The organism is Phaeobacter sp. CC-HEC084, assembly GCF_059429255.1.
This window is the reverse complement of sequence record NZ_JCAIJQ010000002.1, coordinates 127,591-150,224: the sequence shown is the minus strand read 5'-3', so window position 1 is coordinate 150,224 and position 22,634 is coordinate 127,591. Positions and strand designations below refer to the sequence as shown.

Sequence of the window (22,634 nt, the reverse complement as noted above, 5' to 3'; positions counted from 1 at the left end):
CCGACGCCTCAAAAGGCCGCGCTGCCTGCCGCTGGCGGGTCAGCCGTTCATCGCGTCGCCGCAAGAAGCTGGCGCGTGTATTCCTCTTGGGGGGTGTCAAACAGCGCGTCTGCCTCCCCAGCCTCCACCACGTCGCCCTGCTTCATCACAATCATTTTGTGCGACATGGCGCGCACGACGTTCAGATCGTGGGAAATGAACAGATAGGCCAACCCATAGCGCGTCTGCAGATCGCGCAGCAGGTCGACGATCTGCACCTGAACCGTCATGTCCAGTGCCGATGTCGGCTCATCCAGAACCACCAGCCGCGGCCGCAACACCATGGCACGGGCAATGGCGATGCGTTGCCGCTGTCCGCCCGAAAACTCGTGCGGGTAGCGGTCCATCGCCGCCGGGTCTAGGCCCACCTCCACCATCACCTCAGCCACCAACTCGCGGGTGTCGCGATGCTGATCGACCTTATGGATTGCCAGACCTTCGGAAATAATCTGTGCGCAGGTCATCCGGGGGCTGAGAGAACCGAATGGATCCTGAAACACGATCTGCATGTCCTTGCGCAGGCGCCGCAGATCCCGCGTTGACCATTGTCGCAGGTCATCGCCGCGGAATCGCACTTCACCCTCCGACGCAATCAACCGCATGATGGCCAGCGCCAGGGTCGTCTTGCCAGAGCCGCTTTCCCCGACAATGCCAAGGGTTTCCCCTGCCCGGACGGAAATGGAGGTCGGATTGACCGCCTTCACATGCCCAACGGTGCGCTTCAACAGCCCCTTCTGGATCGGGAACCAGACCTTGAGATCCGAGGTTCGGACCAATTCCTCGGCGCCTTCGGGCACGGCGGCAGGTTGCCCGGAGGGCTCGGCTGCCAGCAATTTCTGTGTATAGGGATGCTGCGGGTTTGCAAAAATATCCTCGGCAGGACCGTTTTCGACGATCTCGCCGTCCTTCATCACGCAAACCCGGTCGGCGATACGCCGCACGATGGCCAGGTCATGGGTGATAAACAACAACCCCATGCCTTCGCTTTCCTTCAGCTCGGCCAGAAGTTCGAGAATCTGGGCCTGAATAGTGACATCCAGCGCAGTGGTCGGCTCATCCGCGATCAGGATCTCGGGCTTGTTGGCCAGCGCCATGGCGATCATCACCCGCTGCCGCTGCCCACCGGACAGCTCGTGCGGATAGGCGCCAAGACGAGTTTCCGGATCGCGGATGCCGACCTTGATCAGCAGTTCCAGAATGCGGTCCCGCGCCGCCTGCCCCACCAGCCCCTGATGCAGGGCCAGCGATTCCGACAGTTGCTTTTCAATGGTGTGCAGCGGATTAAGCGAGGTCATCGGCTCCTGAAAGATAAAGCTGATGTCGTTGCCACGCAGCTTCATCAGGTGCTTTTCGTCGGCGCCGACCATCTCCTTGCCGTTGTAGAGCACCGATCCCTTCACCGTGGCACTGTCCCCCAGAAGCGACACCGTCGACAGAGCCGACACGGATTTGCCAGAGCCGGATTCCCCCACCAGCGCCACCGTTTCGCCACGCCCCACCTCAAAGGACACGCCTTTGACCGCTTCGGTCTCCTTGCCGTCTTGGCGGAAAGAGACACGCAGACCTTTCACCTCCAGTATCGCAGTCATGAGAAGGTCTTTCTTGGGTCGAAGGCGTCGCGGATGCCTTCAAAGATAAAGACAAGAAGCGACAGCATGATGGCGAAGGTGAAGAAGGCGGTGAAGGCCAGCCAGGGCGCTTCAAGGTTCTGTTTCGCCTGCAGGGTCAACTCCCCCAGCGAAGGCGCCGAGGACGGCAGGCCAAAGCCGAGGAAATCGAGCCCTGCCAGCGAAGAGATAGTGCCGGTCACGATGAAGGGCATCATCGTCAGGGTCGCCACCATGGCATTCGGCAGCATGTGGCGGAACATGATGGTCATGTTGCCAACACCCAGCGCCTTGGCCGCGCGCACGTACTCCAGATTGCGCGCCCGCAGGAATTCGGCGCGCACCACCCCGACCAGCGCGGTCCAGCCGAACAGGATCATAAGGAAGACCAGCAGCCAGAAACTGCGCCCCAGGATCGCGAACATGATGATGATCACATAAAGCGTCGGGGTCGAGCTCCAGATTTCGATGAACCGCTGGAACAGAAGATCCAGCCAGCCGCCAAAATAGCCCTGCACGGCGCCTGCCGCGATGCCGAGAACGGTTGCCGCACCTGTCACGATCAGGGTAAAGACGATGGACAGGCGGAAGCCGTGGATGACCCGCGCCAGCACGTCCCGCTTGGTATCATCGGTGCCTAAGAGGTTCTGCCCGTTCGGCGGCAGCGGCGCTGCACCGGGCCGGTCCACCGTGGTGTTAAAACTGTAGGGAATCGGCGGCCAGATGGTCCAGCCTTCGTGGAAATCTTCCCCTGCAAAGGTACCAGCTGCGATTTGCTCCATGATCCCCTCAGGGTCATCGAAACAGTCCAGATTGCCGCCCGAACGGATCAGGCATTCCACCTCGGGGTCCTTGTAGACCGCCTCGGTCCTGAAATCGCCGCCAAAGGCGGTTTCGGGATAGAACTTGAAGATCGGCATGTGCAATTCGCCGCGATAGCTGACCAGGATCGGCTTATCGTTGGCGATGAACTCGGCAAACAGCGACAGCACGAAGAGCACCGAAAAGATCCAGAACGACCAGAAGGCCCGCTTGTTACGGCGGAAATTGTTCCAGCGGCGCTGGTTGAGTGGGGACAATGCCATGGCTCAGCCCTCTCTCTTTTCAAAGTCGATGCGCGGATCGACCAGCACGTACATGATGTCTGACACGATCCCCACGACGAGGCTCATCAGGCCAAAGATGAACAGCGTGCCGAAGATCACCGGATAATCACGCGCCACGGCGGCCTCAAACCCGAGACGCCCCAGCCCATCAAGCGAGAAGATCGTTTCGATGATCAGGCTGCCCGAGAAGAAGACGCCGATAAACACCGCCGGGAAGCCCGCGATCACGATCAGCATGGCATTGCGGAACACATGGCCATACAGAACCCGTCGTTCGCTCAGCCCCTTGGCCCGGGCGGTCATCACGTATTGTTTCTTGATCTCATCCAGGAAGGAGTTCTTGGTCAGCAGCGTCAGCGTCGCAAAAGCCCCGATGGTGGAGGCGATGACCGGCAGCGCGATGTGCCAGAAGTAATCCCCAATCTTGGCCAGCAGGCTCAGCTCCTCCCAGTTGTCCGAGGTCAGCCCCCGCAACGGAAAGATCTGCCAATAAGAGCCACCGGCAAAGAGCACCAGCAATAGGATCGCGAACAGGAACGAGGGGATCGCATAGGCCGCGATAATCATGCCACTGGTCCAAGTATCGAAACGCGACCCGTCGCTCAGCGCCTTGCGGATGCCCATCGGGATCGAGATCATATAGGCGATCAAGGTCGACCACAGGCCCAGCGAAATCGACACCGGCATTTTCTCCATCACCAGTTCGGTGACATCGATCTTGCGGAAATAACTTTCGCCGAAATCGAACCGAAGATAGTTGCCGATCATCTGGATGAACCGCTCCAATGGCGGCTTGTCTAGACCGAATTGCGCGTTCAACTCTTCGATCAACTCGGGTGGCAGGCCCTGACGACCCGCATAGTTGTCATTCGATCCAAGGGTTTCCGTGGCCCCCGCATCGCCGCCACCACCGGCAAAGCCTTCGAACACATCACCACTGCCCTGCATCTGGGCAATGATCTGTTCCACCGGCCCGCCCGGCACAAATTGCACCAGGGCAAAGTTGATCACCATGATCCCGAACAGGGTCGGGATCACCAGCAGGAAACGCCGCAGAATATAGGCTGCCATGGGACGGGCCTACCGCAACGCGCCAGAGGCCTTGAGAGCGGCCTCCTTTTCGGCGTTCACCCACCACAGATCCATCGTGCCCGGCGCATAGGGCGGCAGGTTCTCGGGGTATTCATACATGCTCCAGTAGGCAATCCAGTTCACGTCCAGATACCACGTGGGAACCATAAACCGCTTAGCCCGCAGCACCCGGTCCAGCGCGCGGGCGCTGGCGTGGAGTTCCTCCTCGGTGGTGGCCTTGACGATATTGTCGATCAGCGCGTCCACTGCCGGATCGGCCAGCCCTGCGGGATTGAACACCGAATATTGGTGCGCCTCCGATCCGAATTGCTGATAAAGACCCGTCGAAGGTTCCAGCGACTTCGGATAGGCAAAGCTCACCATATCGAAATCCTTTTCCCGGCGACGGCTGGTGTATTGCGCGAAATCCACCCGGTTCAGCTTGGCATCGATCCCCATGGTGATGAGGTTCGCGACATAGGGCTGTACGATGCGTTCCAGCGTCGGGCTATCCAGCAGGAATTCGATCTGCATGACCTCGCCCGCCGCATTGCGGCGCACCCCGTCATCGCCAACGGCCCAGCCTGCCTCATCCAGAAGTCTCATCGCCCGGCGCAGATTGCGGCGGTCCGATGGACGCCCCGGTTTCGAAGCATGCGCCATCACCGGTTCAGTGGTCAGGATGGTGGGGTCGATCTGGTCGCCCAGCGCCTCGAGCACTTCTTTTTCGCGCCCTTCCGGCAGGCCTCTGGCCTCCAGCGCACTGTCCTGCCAGAAGGAGGAGCGGTGCCGGAATAGTCCGTATTGCAGGCTTTCGTTGGTCCATTCGAAGTTGAAGGCCAGTTGCACCGCTTCGCGCACGCGGATGTCCTGGAACACAGGACGCAGCAGGTTCATTACAAAACCATTGGCAGCAGGCACGTTACCGTCGGGAATTTCGTCCTTGATGACATCACCGCGCGCAACCGCGTCAAACTCATAGGCGGTCGCCCAGCTTTTGGAACTGTTCTCGGGGCGCAGGGTGTAGACACCGGCCTTGAACCCTTCCATCGCCGCGATGGCATCGCCGAAATACTCGATCCGGATGCTGTCGTAGTTGTGACGGCCGACATTCACATTGAGATCGGCGCCCCAGTAATCCGGATTACGGCGGTAGACGATGCGCTGATTGATGTCGAAGCTGTCGAGAACATATGGCCCCGACCCGATTCCCGGATCCAGACGCGGCTCATCAAGACGGCGGTTTTCGGGATCGGCTTCGAACCAGGCCTTGGAGAAGACGGGCGTGCCTGCGACCTGCGAAATCATCGCGCGGCGCGGGAAATCGGGTGAGAAGTAGAATTTGACCCGGTGCGGGCCAAGCGCCTCGGCCTTGGGGATGCGTTTGCGCACTGCCTCGGCATAGGATTGCAGCCCCTGATCCAGCAGGATGTTATGGGAAAAGACCACGTCATCGGCGGTCACAGGCGATCCATCCGAAAACCGCGCTTCGGGGCGCAGGTTGAAGATCACCCAATCCTGGCTTTCGGGGTATTCCAGACTTTCCGCAATCAGCCCGTAATAGGAGCCCGGTTCGTCATAGGATTCGATCAACAGGCTTTCCAGATGGTAGGAGGACAGCGCCCCGCCCCGCCCCTTGCGGGTAAAGGGGTTCATGCTGTCGAAGGTACCGACGGCGGAAAAGGACAGCTCCCCACCCTTCGGCGCCTCCGGGTTCACATAGTCGAAATGCGCGAATCCTTCGGGGTATTTCAGCTCACCGAATTCCGCGAACCCATGGCTTTTGATGATTGTCTCTTCGGCGCGGGCTGTTCCTGCGAGCACGGCAACCAGTGCCAGCATCGTCGCACCCAGCGCCAGCACGCTCTGCATCAGAAAACCAAGCTGCGCTGGCAGCCCCCCGCGCATGGTCTGCGTTCGGGCTGTCATCTGTTGTGATCTCATCTGCCTTAACCTCCGCTGTCCGGTGTTCAAGCGATCCGGATTTCTACCGTATTTCAAGCTAATGGCAGGCAGGCGCAACATTCAAGTTGTGATGCGGTCACTTTCGGGTTGGGCCAGGGCAATTTCCCATCCTTTTGCGGCACATATTCTCCGACAGGCCCCACAAAAAGCGAAAGGCCGCTGAGGATCAGCGGCCTTTCAAAACTCAAATCCGGTTATGTACCAGCCGGAGCGACGGTTTAGTCGTCGAGGCTGTCCAGATAAGCGATCAGGTTCACGCGGTCCTTGACCTTTTTCAGGCCAGAGAAGCTCATCGTGGTGCCCGGTGCGTAGTCGGACGGTTTGATCAGGAATTCATTGAGGTTCTCAGCGGTCCATGCGCCTTCCATACCGGACAGGGCACCGGAGTAACCAAATCCTTCGGCGCTTGCCTTGGGACGGTCAACCACACCGTAGAGATAAGGACCGGTCGCATTGGCGCCAGCCTCAAGTTTGTGGCACGCGGAGCATTTCTTGAAGACTTTGGCGCCTTTGCCAACGTCAGCGGAGGCCATCAGCTCTTCAAAGCTGACTTCTTCCACTTCTTCTTCTGCACCACCTGCCTCTGCCACTTCAATCACGTAAGAAGCCTCGCCATGGGCCTCCACATGATACAGTTCCTCTGCGGCCCATTTGCCCAGGAGGAACACGAGGAACGCGCCGCAGAAGCCTGCAGTCGCTTTGGTAAGGGTCATCGTGTCAAACATGATCGCGAGTCCATTTCAGCTGTCTGGGAGGGTGTCTAAGGCTTCCCCTCTCAAGTGGCAAGGTGTAGACAGCGCGACGAAACGCCCGATTGTCCAAGTTTTGCAGGAAAGTCGCACTCATGACCGGAAAAATCGCCATTCAGGGGGAGCTTGGCTCTTACAGCCACGAAGCCTGCCGCAACGCGCGGCACGACATGGAAGTGCTACCCTGCCGCAATTTCGAGGACACGATCGCAGCGGTGACAAGCGGTCAGGCGGACCTCGCCATGCTGCCGGTGGAGAATTCGACCTATGGTCGGGTGGCCGATATTCACCGTCTGCTGCCGCACAGCGGCTTGCATATTGTCGACGAGGCATTTGTGCGGGTGCATATCAATCTTCTGGGCGTGCCCGGTGCCCGGCTGGAAGATATCCGCGAGGCGAAATCGCATCTGGTTCTTCTACCGCAATGCGGACAGTTCCTGCGTAAACATGACATCACCGGCCGGGTCAGCCCCGACAACGCACGGGCCGCCCGCGATGTGGCGGAGGCAGGCGACAAACACGTTGCCGCCCTCGCCAGCGAGCTGGCCGGAGAGATCTACGGTCTGGATGTGCTGGCCCGCCATATCGAAGACAACGGCGACAACACCACGCGGTTCCTGATCATGTCACGCGAGCCAGATTACAGCCGTCGCGGTGCCCATGGCATGATCACCAGCTTCGTGTTCCAGGTGCGCAACATCCCCGCCGCGCTTTACAAGGCGATGGGTGGCTTTGCCACCAATGGAATCAACATGACCAAGCTGGAAAGCTATATGGTCGACGGCTCCTTCACGGCGACTCAGTTCTATGCCGATATCGAAGGCCATCCCGAGGATGAGAACGTGCAGCTGGCAATGGACGAGCTGGCCTATTTTACCACCAACGTCGAGATCCTGGGCGTCTATCCCGCTGACAATGGCCGCTACTAACCTGTAATTCTGCGGGCATTAAGACAGCCCACGCCTTTCGGCGGGCTGGACCTGTATTTTGGGGAAAGGTGAGAGGTTGGACATCGACCCAAGCGGGGCTCGTTGTGGCTGCTTCCTTCCGGACCTGACCAGGTTGGCGAGGCGCTTGCCCGCGCCAACCTCTCGAATCCCGATATAGGCGGCTGCCGCAGCAATGACAAGGGGGCCTCCCCGATCCACCGCTCCGCAGTTCAGAGGGCAAGCATCAGTTTCAGAAAGCCTTTTGGTGTCATGCCGCAGTTGCGCACCTGCCCTTCCGGCAATTCATCCAGATACTGCACCGCCTCCGGGCTGGTATAGGCGGCAGCCTCGGCGTTGTTGAGCTCGGCAAACCGCCACGGATACTCTTCCTGCGCCAGTGGATCCTCAGGCAGGCGGCCCGCAACGTAGTCCCGGATCACATCCCGGATTCGCACCGGCGGCAGCGGGATGCTCTCGGCGTCTTTGACCATCTGGAAATTACCACCACCGCTGACCCTGTAACTGTTGACCACAACGGCAAAACGCTGTGCAGGGGCCACGGGCCGCCCATGCACGCGAAGACGTCGAATGCGCCCTGCCGCCGGGTTGATCCGCACGCCAGAGGAGGAAAACCGCGGCGGTGCCGAGAGATCTATTTCGTATTGCAGGCCAAAAAGAACGTCAAAATTATGCCCGGCACGGCTGGGATCAACCAGTTCCTGTTCGGTACTGCCTGGGCGGACTTGTTTGAACACACCCGCAGACATTTCCAACCAGTCCAGCACTTGCGCGCCGGTCGCAACAACCAGCCTAAGCTCATTCGGGAAGATGTGAAGATCAGCGACGTTGCGCATACACAGATCGCCACGCCCGATGTCGGTATAATGCCCCGGCCCGGAGCGGCCACCGAATTTACCCGGCGCCGCCGCGGACAAGAGCGGCAGTTTGCCAACCTCAGTGCCTTCCAGCAGCGGCCTGACCGCTGCCGCCTGCGCTGCTGCTGCAAGTTCCAGCCCAAGATCGGGCCCAAAGAAAGTAAAGAAGGAGTGCAAAGGCACGTCACTGAAGCCAACCGGCTGACGCATCCGTTCGCGCGTTGAATCATGCGCGGGGCCAAGCGCACGGGTCAGTTCAGCGTCCTCCTCGACCAGAGACATCAGATCGCCATTCTCTGCCCTGCTGCAGATGGGTTTGAGGCGGGCGTCCCAATTTTCCAGCCGCCACCCCTCCGAGCCGTGCGACACCTGCAGATCGATCTGCCCCAAGTGTGAGCCATGCGCGCCCGGCATGACCACCGGCTTGGTGAAACTGTGCTCGGGATCTGGAAGGGTCTTGTGGGTGTGCCCGCCGATCACCGCATCGATTCCCGCCGTGGCCGCGATGGGAAGCAAGGCATTCTCCATGCCCGGCACCCGCTCCAGCCCTCCGACACCAGTATGCGCCAATGCGATCACGATATCGCATCCTTCCCGCCGCAGCGCGCTGGCAGCGGCGGCAGCCGCCTGCACCATGTCCGCAACCACGACCTGACCTTCCAGAAGATGCGCGTCCCATGTTACCGTCTGCGGCGGCAACACCGACAGGATCCCGATCCGCAGCGGCGGCGCACCAGCGCAGGCGGGCACCTCCCGCTCCAGAATGGTGGTGCGGGCGAAAGGTAGCTCCCGTCCCTCCTCCACGGCTGTCATATTCGAGCAAATCACCGGACAGGGTGCCTGCTCCAGCACCTGCTCAAGCGTCTCCAGACCGAAGTTGAAGTCGTGATTTCCAAGCCCGATGGCATCGTATTGCAACACGTCGAAGGCCTGCATCAGCGGATGCGGCACGATCGGGTCGTCAGAGGAAATCTCACCAATCGGCGCCCCTTGCAGCCCATCACCATTGTCCAAGAGCAGCACCGTGCCCCCTGCCTCCCGGACCTCTTGCCGCGCCTCTGCGATCAGGGACGCGACGCGGGACAGGCCGATGCTGGGGTCCGGCCGGTCGGCATAATAGTCGTAGCTGAGCAGATTGCTGTGCAGATCGGTGGTTGCCAACAAGCGCAGCACCCCCTTCCCCAATGGCAAGGATTGATCCGGTCCTGTCATATTGCTCTACCCGCAGCCTGCACGGCGTCTTCCGATCTTCGTTTTTTCTCACGTTCTGACACGAACGCGTTAACCCTTTGAAACAGCGTTTCCTTGATTTGCAAAGTCACCATTTTTGAGGATGTTAACGATTGTGGCGCTGATGCCGAAAATTTGACCGGTCTAACGCCAATATCCAGCGGCAGACCGGTGACCTAGCGTTAAACATCCACTGACAACCATAAAAATGCATCGACCGCGCTACCCGAACAGGCTGGTCATTGCGCGGTTTTGCCGCCATCAATGCAGGAAATCGGGCCTTAACGCCGGATCCCCTGCCAAAAGAAGGACAACGATATGAAACGGGCCGAAGAGGTGACATTTGGCGGCAAGGGTGGCCTGGACCGCAGCGCGCATCTGCGTGCGGATGCCGAAGCGCTAGACGCTGCCAGGGGGGCACAGAATGCACAGGTGCTGATGATGTGGCGCGGCAAACCCCTGTGCCAGCGGTCAGATCCAGAGCGCGGACCGGACGCTCTTGCCTGGATCGCCACCACGCATCCGATGGCAGCAGAGTGCCGCGACGCCGCTCTGTTTCTCGGCCTCCTGCCGGATCAAAGCCCGGCCTTCGCCTGTGACATCAGCAGTTGGCAGCCCGATGCGCTGGACGAGATGGCGCTGGCCAGTTTTGCCGATGTGACGGAGCAGCAGCACCCGGACCTGCCCTCTGGTTATGCTTTCGCCGAGCTGCGCAGGGTGATGACCCGGCTGACCCCGCTGGAGGCCGAGCTGGCCGCCACTGCCAAGGCGCTGTTTTCCTGGCATGGCTCGCATGGGTTCTGTGCCCGCTGTGGCCACCCCAGTGATATGGTTCAGGCTGGCTGGCAAAGAAATTGCCCCAGCTGCAAGGCGAGCCATTTCCCCCGCACCGATCCGGTTGTGATCATGCTGATTACCCATGGGGACGAGGTCCTGATGGGCCGCTCACCCGGCTGGCCGGAAGGTATGTACTCCCTGCTGGCCGGTTTCGTTGAACCCGGCGAAACGCTGGAGGCCGCCGTGCGGCGTGAAGTTCTGGAAGAATCCGGCGTGAACGTCGGAGAGGTGGAGTACCTGTCCAGCCAGCCCTGGCCCTTTCCCATGTCGCTGATGTTCGGCTGCCGCGGGATCGCACTGGATCGCGAGCTGACCATCGACCCACATGAAATCGAGGACGCGATCTGGGTCAGCAAGCAGGACATGATGACCGCCTTTGCCGGAGAGCACCCGATCCTGAAGCCTGCCCGAAAAGGAGCAATTGCACATTTTCTGTTGCAGAACTGGCTTGCGGATACGCTGGATTAAAGGGAATATCGCAGCCACGCTGAGAATTGATCAATCAAAACAGGCAAGCAGGCGTCAGAGTCATGGATTTCACGAGTAAAGAAGATATCGATTCACCGATCGCCGACGTGTTTGAAGCCCTGTCGGACTTTGAAAGCTTTGAACGCTCGGCCATCCGGCGCGGCATCGACGTGCAACGGATCGGCGATATCAGCACGCCTGAAAACGGCCTCGCCTGGGATGCCAAATTCAACTTTCGCGGCAAGGCGCGCGAGCTGCGCATTGCTCTCAAATCCTATGATCCCGTCACCCGCATTCTGCTGTCCGGCGACAGCAGCGGGCTGAACGGCGAAACCGAGATCGAACTGATGGCGCTGTCGCCGCGGCGCACCCGTGTAACAATTTCACTCAACCTGACGGCCAAGACCCTGTCGGGGCGGTTGCTGCTGCAATCCTTCAAACTGGCGCGCGGTTCGCTCAATAAAAAATTCAAAGCGCGTGCGGCAGATTTCGCACGGCTGACCGAAGAACGATTGAACCGCACGGCCTGAGGGCACCGCATCCGCCTGCACAATTCAGCAAGCTTACCTGGCTTGCTGGTGTTGGCGCGGATTTCTCCGACTTTCACACAAGCGAATTGACGACTCGCCCTTCGACCCGCTACCCATTTCACAGATGGTTTCCGCGATCCGCCTTTGGCGGGTTCGGGATGAAAAGGGAACGTGGTGCGATCCGGCCTCTCTCGGCCAGAACAATTCCACGACTGCCCCCGCAACTGTAGGCGGAGAGCGACCCCGGAAGATCCACTGGACGCAAGGTACAGACCTGCGGCCGGGAAGGACCGGAGAAGCTATGACCCGCAAGTCAGGAGACCTGCCATCGAACAACTCGAAACCGGGCGGGGTGTCCGGAGCGGGTGAGATGGCTCCTGTTGCGCGGCCCGTTCTGGCCGACAAGCATCCGACCACATGTCTCTCCCCCCTCTTTATGCCCCTGCCTCAGCGCGGAGGGCGCGATGATCTGGACGACAAAAACGCATGAACTTGCGGCAACAACCTGTCAACACACCGGGGCAAGCTGCCCGGCACTGGAACGGATGCTGGTGGCCCTGTGCGGGGCGCTCGATACCGCGCGGGATATGACCGAAGAGGATTTTGAAATCACCGGCGACAGCCTGCTCGATGGCTGCACCCGCCATTGCCCGGCGCGCTTTTTTGCCTCGCACGACAGGATCCGGGTGTTCTGCGAAGTGGACACCGCAGCAGAGCGCAGCGGTCTGGACCGTTTTGCCGACGCGCTGCTGTCCAGCGATGCACAAGCGCAGCCCGCAGATCACCTGCCACATCGCCCCTGCTCCTTCGGAGAAGCCATCCCGCTCAGCGCGGCGTAGCGGCAGACCCAGCAAACAACAGGAGGGGCGTCGGTTTTATTCGGTGAATGCCGCGCCCCATGAAGAAGAAAGCGGGATGACAGTCGAGCCCGCTCCGGCGGGCTGCCTCTGGCTCAGCGGCTGCGGGCCCAGGCCATCTGTGCCTCGGTCTCGACCGCGCAGGGGCGAGACATGCGCAGCCGGTTCAGCGCCGCCTCTGGCGCAACACCGCATTCGATCAACAGGCGCAGCACCACCATGCCGGAGCGCCCGCAGCCGCCCCGGCAATGCACTAGAACGCGGCCGCCACCGTTCAGCGCCTGGCGCGCCGAGGCGCTGACCCCGGGCCAGGCCTCGTTCACCTCCGGGCCGGGCACACCGAAATCCGCCACCGGCAGATGCACCCAGCGGCTTCCCATGCTCTGCAGATCAACCCCCAGCGTCGCGGCCCCAACGGAGACATGCTCGGCTTCGGTGGTCATCGAAATGACCAGACCGGGCTGCCAGTCGTGGATCAGCTCAAGGTCCCCCTTGTAGTCGCCCCCGGCACCGGGCAGCGGGCAGATAGCAAGAATGCCATTGGCGGCGGACACCGCGTAGATCGTAAAGGGCTGCCCGGCCTGCGCGCCCGCCCCGTCGGAACTCATCCCAGTCATCACACACTCTCCACCACATACAGGGAAAAACTCTGCCACCTGCCCTGCCGGGCGGTCAACAGCGGTGGACGAAGCCCGCGGGCTTCCCTACCCTATGAGGCGGTCCCAATCCCATTCCGAATCCGGCACGAGACAGCATGAGCGACACCCCAACATCCGATCCTGAAACCCAAACCGCTGAGGTTCAGCACGCGGAGCAGCCGTCCGGCCAGTATCAGGTCCTCGCCCGCAAGTACCGGCCCGAAACCTTTGCGGATCTGGTTGGCCAGGACGCCATGGTGCGTACGCTGAAAAACGCCTTTGCCGCGAACCGAATCGCCCAGGCTTTCATCATGACCGGTATTCGCGGCACGGGTAAGACCACCACCGCCCGGATCATTGCCAAGGGGATGAACTGTATCGGCACCGATGGCACCGGCGGCCCCACCACCGAACCCTGTGGTCAGTGCGAGCATTGCCTCGCGATCATGGAAGGCCGCCACGTGGACGTGATGGAGATGGACGCCGCCAGCCGCACCGGCGTCGGCGACATCCGCGAAATCATCGATTCGGTGCAATACCGCGCGGCCTCGGCCCGCTATAAGATCTACATCATCGACGAGGTTCACATGCTGTCGACCAGCGCGTTCAACGCGCTGTTGAAGACGCTTGAGGAACCCCCCGCCCACGTGAAGTTCATCTTTGCCACCACCGAGATCCGCAAGGTTCCGGTGACGGTGCTGTCGCGCTGCCAGCGGTTCGATCTGCGCCGGATTGAGCCCGAGGTGATGATCGCCCTCCTGCGCAAGATCGCCACCGCCGAAAACGCCCAGATTGCCGAGGATGCGCTCGCCCTCATCACCCGCGCCGCCGAAGGTTCGGCCCGCGATGCGACCTCACTGCTGGATCAGGCGATTTCCCACGGCGCGGGCGAGACCACCGCCGATCAGGTCCGCGCCATGCTGGGCCTTGCCGACCGGGGCCGGGTGCTGGACCTGATGGATATGATCCTGCGCGGCGATGCGGCTGCGGCGCTCAGCGAGCTCTCCTCGCAATATGCCGAAGGCGCCGATCCGCTGGCTGTTCTGCGCGATCTGGCCGAAATTACCCATTGGGTGTCGGTGGTAAAGATTACGCCAGACGCGGCAGAGGATCCGACCATCAGCCCGGATGAGCGCGCCCGCGGTCAACAGATGGCCGAAGCGCTGCCGATGCGGGTGTTGACCCGCATGTGGCAGATGCTGCTCAAGGCGCTGGAAGAGATCGCCGCCGCCCCCAACGCGATGATGGCTGCCGAGATGGCGGTGATCCGCCTGACGCACGTGGCCGATCTGCCCAGCCCCGAGGAGTTGATCCGCAAGCTGCAGGATATGCCGCCCCCGCCGCCCGGCGGTGGTGGCGGAATGCCCATGCAAAGCATGGGCGCGCCTGCCGCGGGCGGGGCATCGGCTATCACCTCTGCTCCGCCGCAAGGCGCACCGGGCGGTGGACCGTCCGGCGGCATGACCATGTCCCACGGCCAAGGACAGGGACAGGGACAGGGACAAGCCACTGCGCTGGCCCCGGCCGCAGAAAAGGCCCTCGCCCGCTACCCGACCTTCGAACATGTGGTGGAACTGATCCGCACCAACCGCGATGTGAAACTGCTGGTCGAGGTGGAAACAGGCGTGCGCCTCGTCTCTTACCAGCCGGGCCGGATCGAATTCACACCGCATGCGAATGCGCCCCGAGACCTTGCTGCGCGCCTCGGCACCGCCTTGCAAAACTGGACCGGCAGCCGCTGGGTCGTCACCATAGCCCCCGACGGCGAGGCCCCGACGATCGCCGAAATCCGCGATGCCGCCGAAAACGCATTGCGCACCAAGGCCAGCAAACACCCGCTGGTACAGGCGGTGATCGACAGTTTCCCCAAGGCCCGGATTACCCGCATTCGTACCGCCGAGGAAATGGCCGCCGAGGTTGAGGCCGAAGCCCTGCCCGAGGTGGAGGACGAATGGGATCCGTTCGAGGACGGGTAGCGACTGGCCTGACGGTCCTCTTGTTCACCCTGCCGACAACCGCTTACGCCAAAACCTGCCTTGCCACCGGCGATCTTTCCGACAGCGCGTGGGATGTGCTTTGGCGGATATCGGCCAAGCCTGCTGTATTGGCCCTCTTCGCTCTTGCCGGATTCGCACTGTACAGCAGAAAGCGCGCCTCCTTTGCAATCGCAGGCTTTCTTTGGGGCATGCTCGCGGCCGTAATTGCCGTCGATAATCATGAGCTTTTCTTTGATGATAAGAGTGCCTTGGGCATAATCGAAGACTGCACCGCCTCCCCCCACTTGTTCATCACGCTTGCAATTGCGATATGTTCGGGAATGACTTACGGCGCGCTGCGCCCCCGCACTTAGGAGAACACAGATGCTCAAAGGCCTCGGCGGTCTTGGCGATATGGCCAAGATGATGAAATCGGCACAGGAACTGCAAACCAAGATGGCGCAGATGCAGGAAGACCTGCACAACGTCATGGTTACCGGCGAAGCGGGCGCGGGCCTGGTCAAGGCCACCGCCTCGGCCAAGGGCGACCTCAAGGCGCTGGATATCGACCCGTCCATCTTCAACGGCGATGACAAGGAAATGGTCGAGGACCTGATCCTGGCCGCCATCAAGGACGCACAGTCCAAGGCAGCCGAAAAAGCGCAGGAAGAGATGACCAACCTCACGGAAAGCATGGGCCTGCCCAAGGATATCAAGCTGCCCTTCTGATCCGGAGGCGCGACTGAAAAGTTCCGAAAAGGCGGCCTTGGCCGCCTTTTTCATGTCTCACGGGCATACGCCCTTTGCCCGATCTAACGCGCAGGCACCGCCCAGACAAACCCTGAACATCCATCGCGCTTCCCCTTGCCATTGCCCGCCGTGATGCGTCTATATGGGCTAACACTCCAAAGGCCGCCTCCATGCAAGACCGCTCTACCAGCGACATCGAAACCCTCATCGATCTGATGGCAAAACTGCCCGGCATGGGGCCGCGTTCGGCCCGGCGGGCGGTGCTGCACCTGATCCGCAAACGCGCGCTTTTGCTGACACCACTGTCGGACATGATGACCCGCGTCGCCACCACTGCCCGCGAATGCCTCAACTGCGGCAACGTGGGGACCGAGGATATCTGCGAGATCTGCGACAGCGAGGCCCGCGCCAATGGCGAAATCTGCGTCGTCGAAAGCGTCTCGGATCTCTGGGCGATGGAGCGCGCAGGCGTTTTCAAGGGACGCTATCACGTGCTCGGCGGCACCCTCTCGGCGCTGGATGCCATCGGTCCCGAAGACCTGCGCATTCCCCGATTGGTCGACCGGGTCGGCAGCGAGGCAGTGAGCGAGGTGATCTTGGCGCTGAATGCCACCATCGACGGGCAGACCACAGCCCATTACATCGCCGACCAGCTGAGCGGTCAGGTGAAACTTACCTCGCTCGCGCAGGGTGTACCCATCGGCGGCGAGCTGGATTACCTCGACGACGGTACCATCAGCGCCGCGCTGAAGGCCCGTAAGGAACTCTGACGGCAAAAGGGGAAGGACAGCCATGCCAATCGCCCTGCACCGCCCGGTTCTGAGAGCCGCCACATTTTATTTTGCGGCCGTGTTCTTCTGCGGATTTGTTCTGGGCAGCCTGCGGATCTTTGTGCTGCTGCCCCTGATGGATGAACTCTGGGCGGTCTGCCTTGAACTGCCCATCATGCTCACCCTCAGCTGGCTGATCGCCCGGCACCTGACCCGGAATCGCAAGGATCTGTATCCTGCCGCCGCGCGCCTGTGGATGGGGATCTGGGCCTTCGGGCTGCTGATGGTCGCGGAATATGTACTCGCCACCAACCTGATGGGCGCGCCCCCCAGCAGCTACTTCAGCCATTGGGCCACCCCTGCCGGGGCGATCGGGTTGGCAGGGCAAATCGCATTTGCCCTGATCCCGTTTGTGCAACGGATAACCCGTTCTTAGCTGAAGAAGGCCTGGAAGGCGGCAATCGCGCCGTTGAGGCCCTCATCGGTGACATCCTTGTGCAGCACCAGCCGGATCGGGCCGCTGTCCCCTGCCCCAATCACCACGCCCGCCTTGGCCAGATGCGCCTGCAGGGCTGCGTTCTGCCCCTCTGCCGGGGTGAAGAACACCATGTTCGTGGCTTGCGTGACCTCTCCCGCGCCCAGAGCGCGCAAGGCATCTGCCAGCGTAGCGGCCCGGGCGTGATCCTCTGACAGACGGTCGACGTTCTGCTCCAGCGCCATCAGACCTGCTGCGGCCAACACCCCGGACTGGCGCATGCCGCCGCCCAGCATCTTGCGCCAGCGCCGAGCGCGGGCAATCAGATCGGACGGACCGACCAGAACCGATCCCGCAGGCGTGCCCAACCCCTTGGACAGGCAGATCGACACGGTATCGAACAGCACCGCCAGATGCGGTGCAGAGCAGCCCAGTTCAGTGATCGCGTTGAAAAAACGCGCCCCGTCCAGATGCAGCGACAGCCCCGCAGCCCGGCCCGCATCGGTCATCGCGCGCATGTCCTCCAGCGAAATGGCCTGTCCGTTGTGGGTGTTCTCCAAGGACAGCAGGCGGCTGATCGGCATATGGGAATCATCCGGTTTGACCGCTGCCGCGATCGCTGCGGGATCAAGTCCACCGCCGGGCTGAACCTCCAGCGGGTAGAGCGCGCTGCCGCCCAGCACCGAAGCGCCGGCCGCCTCGTATTTGAATACGTGGTAGTCGCGGCCGGTAATGATTTCCTCTCCGCGGCCGCAATGAGACAGGAGCGCGGTCAGGTTGCTCTGGGTGCCGGTGGGCAGGAACAGGCCCGCTTCCTTGCCCAGACGCTCGGCCAGGGTAGCCTCCAACTGGTTGACCTGCGGATCCTCACCATAGACATCATCGCCCACCTCAGCCGCCGCCATCGCCTGACGCATCGCGTCGTCGGGGCGGGTGACCGTGTCGCTGCGCAGATCGCACAGCACCCCTGCACCGGTTTCGGTCTGCGTCATTCCTGCATATTGGCTCATGATGATCTCTCCAGTCGATTTTGCGCAACGCTAGCCGCAAGAGGTCGGCACGAAAACCCCCAAGTCGCGGGTAGATAACAACCTTCTGTGTCCCGCCCCAGCCCTGATCCGGAAAAGTGACCCCACGGTCAAATTGACAGCTGCCCCCGGCGAACGCTTGACTGAGAACAACATCAGCGATCAGGGAGGGGTACTGGTGACACTCATAAAGGCCGAAAGCGCCGCAATCGTCGCCGAAGTCCATGTCGCACCGGGTCAGGAAGTGGCCGCAGGCACGGTGTTGCTGGCCACCGAACTGATGAAAATGCGCCATGAAATCCGCGCCGAGCAGAGCGGGATTGTCACTGCCGTTCACGTGACCGCCGGACAAGAGCTGCAGGGCGGTGAGACGCTGATCACACTGGAACCCGGCAGCGTGTCCGTTGAGGAGGCCGCAACCGACGATACCGCCCGTCCAGATCTGGAGGAATATGCGGCCCGCATGGCACTGCTGGACGATAGCGCCCGACCCGAGGCCGTTGCCAAACGTCACGCGCAGGGAGGCCGCACCGCACGGGAGAATATCAACGACCTGTTCGATGCAGGCAGTTTCACTGAATATGGCGCCCTCGCTGTGGCGGCCCAGCGTGGCAAGCGGGCGCTGCCCGATCTCCATGCGCGCACGCAGGGCGACGGTATCATCTGCGGAATCGGCACGGTTTCTGGGCGTACGGTGGCTGCCATGGCGGTAGATTACATGGTTCTGGCAGGCACACAGGGTTTCAACCACCACCGTAAGATGGACCGCCTGATCGAGGTCGCCAGCCGCGACCGGCTGCCCATCGTCCTCTTCGCCGAAGGCGGCGGCGGGAGACCCAACGACGGCGACACCGCCCTGATCATGGCGGCCTGGCTGAATGTCACCTCCTTCCGCCATTTCGCCGCCTACAAAGGGCCGAAAATCGGCATCGTGTCGGGCTATTGTTTCGCCGGGAACGCGGCCCTTTACGGGGTCTGCGACCTGCGGATCGCCACCCGCAATAGCTGGATCGGCATGGGCGGCCCGGCGATGATAGAAGGCGGCGGGCTGGGTGTCGTCGCCCCGAAGGAGATCGGCCCCAGTGACGTGCAGGCAGGCACCGGGCTGATCGACATTCTGACCGAAGACGAAGCCGAGGCCGTAGAGGCTGCGAAACGGCTGCTAAGCCTTGAGGCCGCACAGACACCACCCGCTGATGACCCAGAGGAAACCCCGGACCTGCGCAATGTCGTGCCTGTGGACCGCACCCGCGCCTATGACATGCGCGCAGCCATCGACGGGCTGGCCGACAGTGACACGTATCAGGAGCTGCGCCGCGGGTTTGGCGCGGGCATGATCACCGGCTTTGCCCGGATCAAAGGTCGCGCGGTGGGGCTGCTGGCGAACAACCCGCTGCACCTTGGCGGCGCCATTGATGCCGAGGCCGGTGACAAGGGCGCGCGTTTTCTGCAGCTGTGTGATGCTTGGGGCCTGCCCGTCGTCACCCTATGTGACACGCCCGGCTTCATGGTCGGCCCCGAGGTCGAGAAAACCGGACAGGTGGCGCATATCTCCCGGCTGTTTCTGGCCGGAGCCCATTTCAGCCAACCGCTGGTGACGCTGATCCTGCGCAAGGCCTATGGTCTGGGCGCGATGGCGATGGCGGGCGGCGGGCTGGATCGTCCGCATTTCTGCTGTGCCTGGCCCACCGGAGAGGTCGGCGCCATGGGGTTGGAGGGCGCAGTCAGGCTGGGCCACCGCGACCATCTGGCCGCGATTGAGGACCCGGCAGAGCGGGAAGCGGAGTATCAACGCCTCGTCGATGCCCTGTATGAGCGCGGAAAGGCACTGAATGCGGCCAGCCTGCTGGAATTCGACGCGGTCATCGACCCGGCAGAGACCCGCGCCGCGCTGCACCGCGCATTGGAGAGCGCAGGCCACGCGACCCCCGCCCCCCGCTACGCCGACGCCTGGTAGGACCGCCACAAAGAAAAAACCACGCCCGGATCCGGGCGTGGTTTTCCTATTCGTTGGACCGTGTCGGCCCTGATGTCTGAACGCTTCAGAAGCGGGGATCGGTCCCGTCTTCGTCCTCGTCGTCCTCATCACCGCCCGAGGGCAGGTTGAAGAAGCTGTCCGCATCGGGCAGCGGCTCTTCGGACGTGGTGCTTTCGGCAGAGCCACCACCCAGAGTGAAGGTTTCCAGCCCTTCAATGGCCGAGGGGATCTTCGGCTCGGCATCCATCTCCAGCGATTGCTCGGTCGACACCAGCTTGCGGCGTTCGTCATCGCTCATCACGCCGCCTTCGGCAGCCCGTTTTGCGGCGGCTTTTTGCACGGCAGAGTCCAGTTCGGACTGTTTGCACAGGCCCAGCGCAACCGGGTCGATCGGCTGCATGTTGGCAATGTTCCAGTGGGTCCGCTCGCGGATCGACTGGATCGTCGGCTTGGTGGTGCCTACCAGTTTGGCGATCTGACCATCGGAGAGTTCCGGGTGGAACTTCACCAGCCACAGGATCGAGTTCGGGCGGTCTTGACGCTTGGACAGCGGCGTGTAGCGCGGTCCGCGGCGTTTTTCCTCGCCAGCAGCGGCCGGGTTGAACTTGAGCTTCAGCTTGTGCAGCGGATTGGCCTCGGCCTTGTCGATCTCATCCTGCGTCAGCTGGTTGTTTGCGACCGGATCAAAGCCTTTGACGCCGGCGGCGACGTCACCGTCGGCAATGCCCTGGATCTCCAGCTCGTGCATGCCAACGAAATCGGCGATCTGCTTGAAGCTGATCGTGGTATTGTCCACCAGCCACACGGCGGTCGCTTTGGTCATCAACGGTTTTGCCATGCGCTTATCTCCTTAAAACACGTTTGCCCCACGAACATCTACGTACATCTTTCCCGTCGCCTGAATTAGGCTGCCCCGAGGTCTGGGGCGGGTTTCCGTTGTCGGGGAACTTCAGTCCTATATAGTCGCCTTGTTTTCATAAGGAAAGAGGCGATGCGCAGGTTCTTGCTGGCAATTGCAACCGTGATTTCCGGGCTGGCGTCGCTGCCCGGTTACGCCGACAGCGACCGGTCGCGGGAGGTCGCGGGCGAATTCGATTACTACGTCCTCAGCCTCAGCTGGTCACCGAACTGGTGCGCCATCGAAGGCGATGCCAGGGGAGCAGACCAATGCGATAGCCGCCATGATCACGGCTGGACCCTGCATGGGCTGTGGCCGCAGTATCACCGGGGCTGGCCGGATTTCTGCAACACCGCCGAGGCCCCGCCAAGCCGCCGCCAGACCGCCGAGATGGCCGATATCATGGGGTCTCCGGGCCTGGCTTGGCATCAATGGAAGAAACACGGCAGCTGTTCCGGCCTGTCCCCTGCCCAGTATTTTTCCCTCTCGCGCGAGGCTTATGGACAGATCACCCGTCCGGCCATCTTCCGCAAGCTGGACAAACTGGTGAAACTGCCCGCATCGCTGGTCGAGGAAGCCTTTCTGAAGGAAAATCCACAGCTGAGCCGGGACAGCCTGACCATCACCTGCCGCGATGGTCACATCCAAGAGGCCCGCATCTGCCTGTCGCGCAGCCTTGATCCGGTGCCCTGCGGCCGGGACGTGATCCGCGACTGCACTCTGAAGGATGCACTATTTGCCCCGGTGCGCTGAACCTTATGGAGGCTTGGCTTCCTCCTCCATCTCCCCAACTCCCCCTGCCCCACCGCCCGACAGGCGGCTTGGCCGCGAAAAGAGGAGGCAGGCGCCACTGGGCAGCTTTCCCTCACGCGACATTGATTGGCTTGTGCAGCGCATTTTGGCCGATTTTGTGCTAGTATTGTTCCACGTGCCGCGCACGGCCCTGCCTAAACGGCACTTCCATTTAAATCCGCGAGGAGGAAGAGGAGGAACAAGCGCATGGCAAAGACAATCGGTAATCCGCTCAGTTGGCTCTTGCAGGGGGCAGAAACCACCGGACAGCATTTCGGCAAGACGGTGGGAGAAATGGGCAGCAGCGACGTCACGGAGCTGCCTCAGGCGCGCAGGCTTTCGATGGACGACCTCATCCATTCACTGGCCGCAGGCCTTGAAGATTTTGCCGCCTGCCGCAGCGATGCGATGTTCCTGGTGCTGTTCTATCCGGTGATTGGCATCGCGTTGATCGTGATGAGCCTGTCGATGAATCTGCTGCCGCTGATCGTGCCAATGATCATGGGGTTTGCGATCCTCGGGCCTGTTGCGGCGGTCGGGCTGTATGAAATGTCCTCGCGCCGCGAAGCCGGGTTTGAGCCGCGCTGGATGGATGCCTTTGGTGTTATCCGCTCGCCTGCCTTCGGCGCCATTCTGGTGCTGGGCTTTTATCTGGCAGCACTGTTCATCATCTGGCTGGTCGCGGCGGACATGATCTATATCCGCACCCTGGGACCAGAGCCGCCGACCTCGATGCTCGGCTTCGCCACCGCCGTAGTGACCACCCGCGAAGGCTGGATCATGGCAATTGCAGGCGGCGCGTTAGGGGCCGTCTTTGCCTTTGCCGCGCTGGCGATGAGCCTGGTCTCTTTCCCGCTGCTACTGGACCGCCACGTGGGCCTGCCGGTGGCGGTGGCCACCTCAATCAAGGTGCTGCGCAAGAACCCGGTGATCTGCATTACCTGGGGCGTGATCGTCGGCAGCATGCTGGTAATCGGTGCGATCCCGTTCCTGGCCGGGCTGATCATCGTGGTGCCGGTGCTGGGGCACGCCACATGGCACCTGTACCGACGCGCGGTGAAATAGA

General features: G+C 61.7%; 21 protein-coding genes, 1 other RNA gene and 1 riboswitch. Of the genes, 12 read left to right on the top strand and 10 right to left on the bottom strand.

The genetic code is table 11. The features are described 5' to 3' along the window. Positions 1-47: 47 nt before the first annotated feature. The 5 genes from AC5SSZ_RS01140 to AC5SSZ_RS01120 form a co-directional block, all read right to left on the bottom strand. The gene (locus AC5SSZ_RS01140; RefSeq protein ID WP_495436317.1) at positions 48-1,628 is read right to left on the bottom strand and encodes an ABC transporter ATP-binding protein; all 1,581 of its coding nucleotides are present in this window, start codon (positions 1,626-1,628) and stop codon (positions 48-50) included. Then, on the bottom strand, positions 1,625-2,731 hold the full coding sequence (locus tag AC5SSZ_RS01135) for an ABC transporter permease (protein ID WP_065271289.1): 1,107 nt from the start codon (positions 2,729-2,731) through the stop codon (positions 1,625-1,627). Before AC5SSZ_RS01135 ends, AC5SSZ_RS01140 begins: the two co-directional genes overlap by 4 nt. 3 nt (positions 2,732-2,734) lie before the next feature. Then, complete coding sequence (locus AC5SSZ_RS01130; RefSeq protein WP_065271290.1) at positions 2,735-3,823, bottom strand: microcin C ABC transporter permease YejB; 1,089 nt, start codon at positions 3,821-3,823, stop codon at positions 2,735-2,737. 9 nt (positions 3,824-3,832) lie between these two features. Next, on the bottom strand, positions 3,833-5,695 hold the full coding sequence (locus tag AC5SSZ_RS01125; protein ID WP_495438308.1) for an extracellular solute-binding protein: 1,863 nt from the start codon (positions 5,693-5,695) through the stop codon (positions 3,833-3,835). 311 nt (positions 5,696-6,006) lie between these two features. Then, positions 6,007-6,513 (bottom strand): c-type cytochrome, encoded by a 507-nt coding sequence (locus AC5SSZ_RS01120; RefSeq protein WP_065271292.1) that lies wholly within the window; start codon positions 6,511-6,513, stop codon positions 6,007-6,009. Between the two features lie 119 nt (positions 6,514-6,632). Here AC5SSZ_RS01120 and AC5SSZ_RS01115 point away from each other — a divergent pair, with 119 nt between their 5' ends. Further along, complete coding sequence (locus tag AC5SSZ_RS01115) at positions 6,633-7,466, top strand: prephenate dehydratase (protein WP_065271293.1); 834 nt, start codon at positions 6,633-6,635, stop codon at positions 7,464-7,466. A gap of 66 nt (positions 7,467-7,532) precedes the next feature. On the opposite strand, the gene ffs is transcribed toward AC5SSZ_RS01115, so the two are convergent. Continuing rightward, an RNA gene (gene ffs, locus AC5SSZ_RS01110) (signal recognition particle sRNA small type) lies at positions 7,533-7,631 on the bottom strand. A gap of 65 nt (positions 7,632-7,696) precedes the next feature. After that, on the bottom strand, positions 7,697-9,553 hold the full coding sequence (locus tag AC5SSZ_RS01105; protein WP_495436312.1) for a 5'-nucleotidase C-terminal domain-containing protein: 1,857 nt from the start codon (positions 9,551-9,553) through the stop codon (positions 7,697-7,699). Between the two features lie 336 nt (positions 9,554-9,889). On the opposite strand from AC5SSZ_RS01105, the gene nudC reads away from it, so the two are divergent. The 3 genes from nudC to AC5SSZ_RS01090 all read left to right on the top strand — a co-directional run bounded on the left by nudC (position 9,890) and on the right by AC5SSZ_RS01090 (position 12,245). Then, complete coding sequence (nudC, locus tag AC5SSZ_RS01100) at positions 9,890-10,876, top strand: NAD(+) diphosphatase (protein ID WP_495436310.1); 987 nt, start codon at positions 9,890-9,892, stop codon at positions 10,874-10,876. A 26-nt stretch (positions 10,877-10,902) separates the two neighbouring features. After that, positions 10,903-11,406, top strand: coding sequence for an SRPBCC family protein (locus AC5SSZ_RS01095; protein WP_495436308.1), 504 nt, complete (start codon positions 10,903-10,905; stop codon positions 11,404-11,406). A 108-nt stretch (positions 11,407-11,514) separates the two neighbouring features. Then, positions 11,515-11,750: riboswitch (cobalamin riboswitch) on the top strand. Between the two features lie 120 nt (positions 11,751-11,870). Then, complete coding sequence (locus AC5SSZ_RS01090; RefSeq protein ID WP_274832680.1) at positions 11,871-12,245, top strand: hypothetical protein; 375 nt, start codon at positions 11,871-11,873, stop codon at positions 12,243-12,245. Between the two features lie 113 nt (positions 12,246-12,358). On the opposite strand, the gene AC5SSZ_RS01085 is transcribed toward AC5SSZ_RS01090, so the two are convergent. Further along, on the bottom strand, positions 12,359-12,880 hold the full coding sequence (locus tag AC5SSZ_RS01085; RefSeq protein ID WP_495436305.1) for a protein-tyrosine phosphatase family protein: 522 nt from the start codon (positions 12,878-12,880) through the stop codon (positions 12,359-12,361). A 137-nt stretch (positions 12,881-13,017) separates the two neighbouring features. On the opposite strand from AC5SSZ_RS01085, the gene AC5SSZ_RS01080 reads away from it, so the two are divergent. The 5 genes from AC5SSZ_RS01080 to AC5SSZ_RS01060 all read left to right on the top strand — a co-directional run bounded on the left by AC5SSZ_RS01080 (position 13,018) and on the right by AC5SSZ_RS01060 (position 16,833). Then, entirely contained in the window at positions 13,018-14,877 is a 1,860-nt protein-coding gene (locus tag AC5SSZ_RS01080; protein ID WP_495436303.1) for a DNA polymerase III subunit gamma/tau, read from the top strand. A 20-nt stretch (positions 14,878-14,897) separates the two neighbouring features. Next, positions 14,898-15,251 carry a hypothetical protein gene (locus tag AC5SSZ_RS01075; protein ID WP_495436301.1) on the top strand — a complete coding sequence of 118 codons (354 nt, stop codon included), beginning with the start codon at positions 14,898-14,900 and terminating at the stop codon, positions 15,249-15,251. A gap of 10 nt (positions 15,252-15,261) precedes the next feature. Beyond that, the gene (locus tag AC5SSZ_RS01070; RefSeq protein ID WP_065271301.1) at positions 15,262-15,606 is read left to right on the top strand and encodes a YbaB/EbfC family nucleoid-associated protein; all 345 of its coding nucleotides are present in this window, start codon (positions 15,262-15,264) and stop codon (positions 15,604-15,606) included. Between the two features lie 191 nt (positions 15,607-15,797). Beyond that, complete coding sequence (recR, locus tag AC5SSZ_RS01065; RefSeq protein WP_065271302.1) at positions 15,798-16,397, top strand: recombination mediator RecR; 600 nt, start codon at positions 15,798-15,800, stop codon at positions 16,395-16,397. 22 nt (positions 16,398-16,419) lie between these two features. After that, positions 16,420-16,833, top strand: a complete 414-nt coding sequence (locus AC5SSZ_RS01060; RefSeq protein WP_495436297.1) for a hypothetical protein — start codon at positions 16,420-16,422, stop codon at positions 16,831-16,833. On the opposite strand, the gene ltaE is transcribed toward AC5SSZ_RS01060, so the two are convergent. Then, positions 16,830-17,882: a low-specificity L-threonine aldolase gene (gene ltaE, locus AC5SSZ_RS01055; RefSeq protein WP_495436295.1), complete on the bottom strand. Its 1,053-nt coding sequence runs from the start codon at positions 17,880-17,882 to the stop codon at positions 16,830-16,832. The genes AC5SSZ_RS01060 and ltaE overlap by 4 nt on opposite strands. 196 nt (positions 17,883-18,078) lie before the next feature. Between ltaE and AC5SSZ_RS01050 the strand changes: the two genes are divergently transcribed. Further along, on the top strand, positions 18,079-19,857 hold the full coding sequence (locus AC5SSZ_RS01050; RefSeq protein ID WP_495436293.1) for a carboxyl transferase domain-containing protein: 1,779 nt from the start codon (positions 18,079-18,081) through the stop codon (positions 19,855-19,857). Positions 19,858-19,942: 85 nt separating this feature from the next. On the opposite strand, the gene AC5SSZ_RS01045 is transcribed toward AC5SSZ_RS01050, so the two are convergent. Next, positions 19,943-20,716, bottom strand: coding sequence for a DUF1013 domain-containing protein (locus AC5SSZ_RS01045; protein ID WP_495436291.1), 774 nt, complete (start codon positions 20,714-20,716; stop codon positions 19,943-19,945). Between the two features lie 153 nt (positions 20,717-20,869). On the opposite strand from AC5SSZ_RS01045, the gene AC5SSZ_RS01040 reads away from it, so the two are divergent. Next, on the top strand, positions 20,870-21,529 hold the full coding sequence (locus tag AC5SSZ_RS01040; protein WP_495436289.1) for a ribonuclease T2 family protein: 660 nt from the start codon (positions 20,870-20,872) through the stop codon (positions 21,527-21,529). Positions 21,530-21,775: 246 nt separating this feature from the next. Next, positions 21,776-22,633 (top strand): DUF2189 domain-containing protein, encoded by an 858-nt coding sequence (locus tag AC5SSZ_RS01035; RefSeq protein ID WP_495436286.1) that lies wholly within the window; start codon positions 21,776-21,778, stop codon positions 22,631-22,633. The last annotated feature ends 1 nt before the right edge of the window (position 22,634 follow it).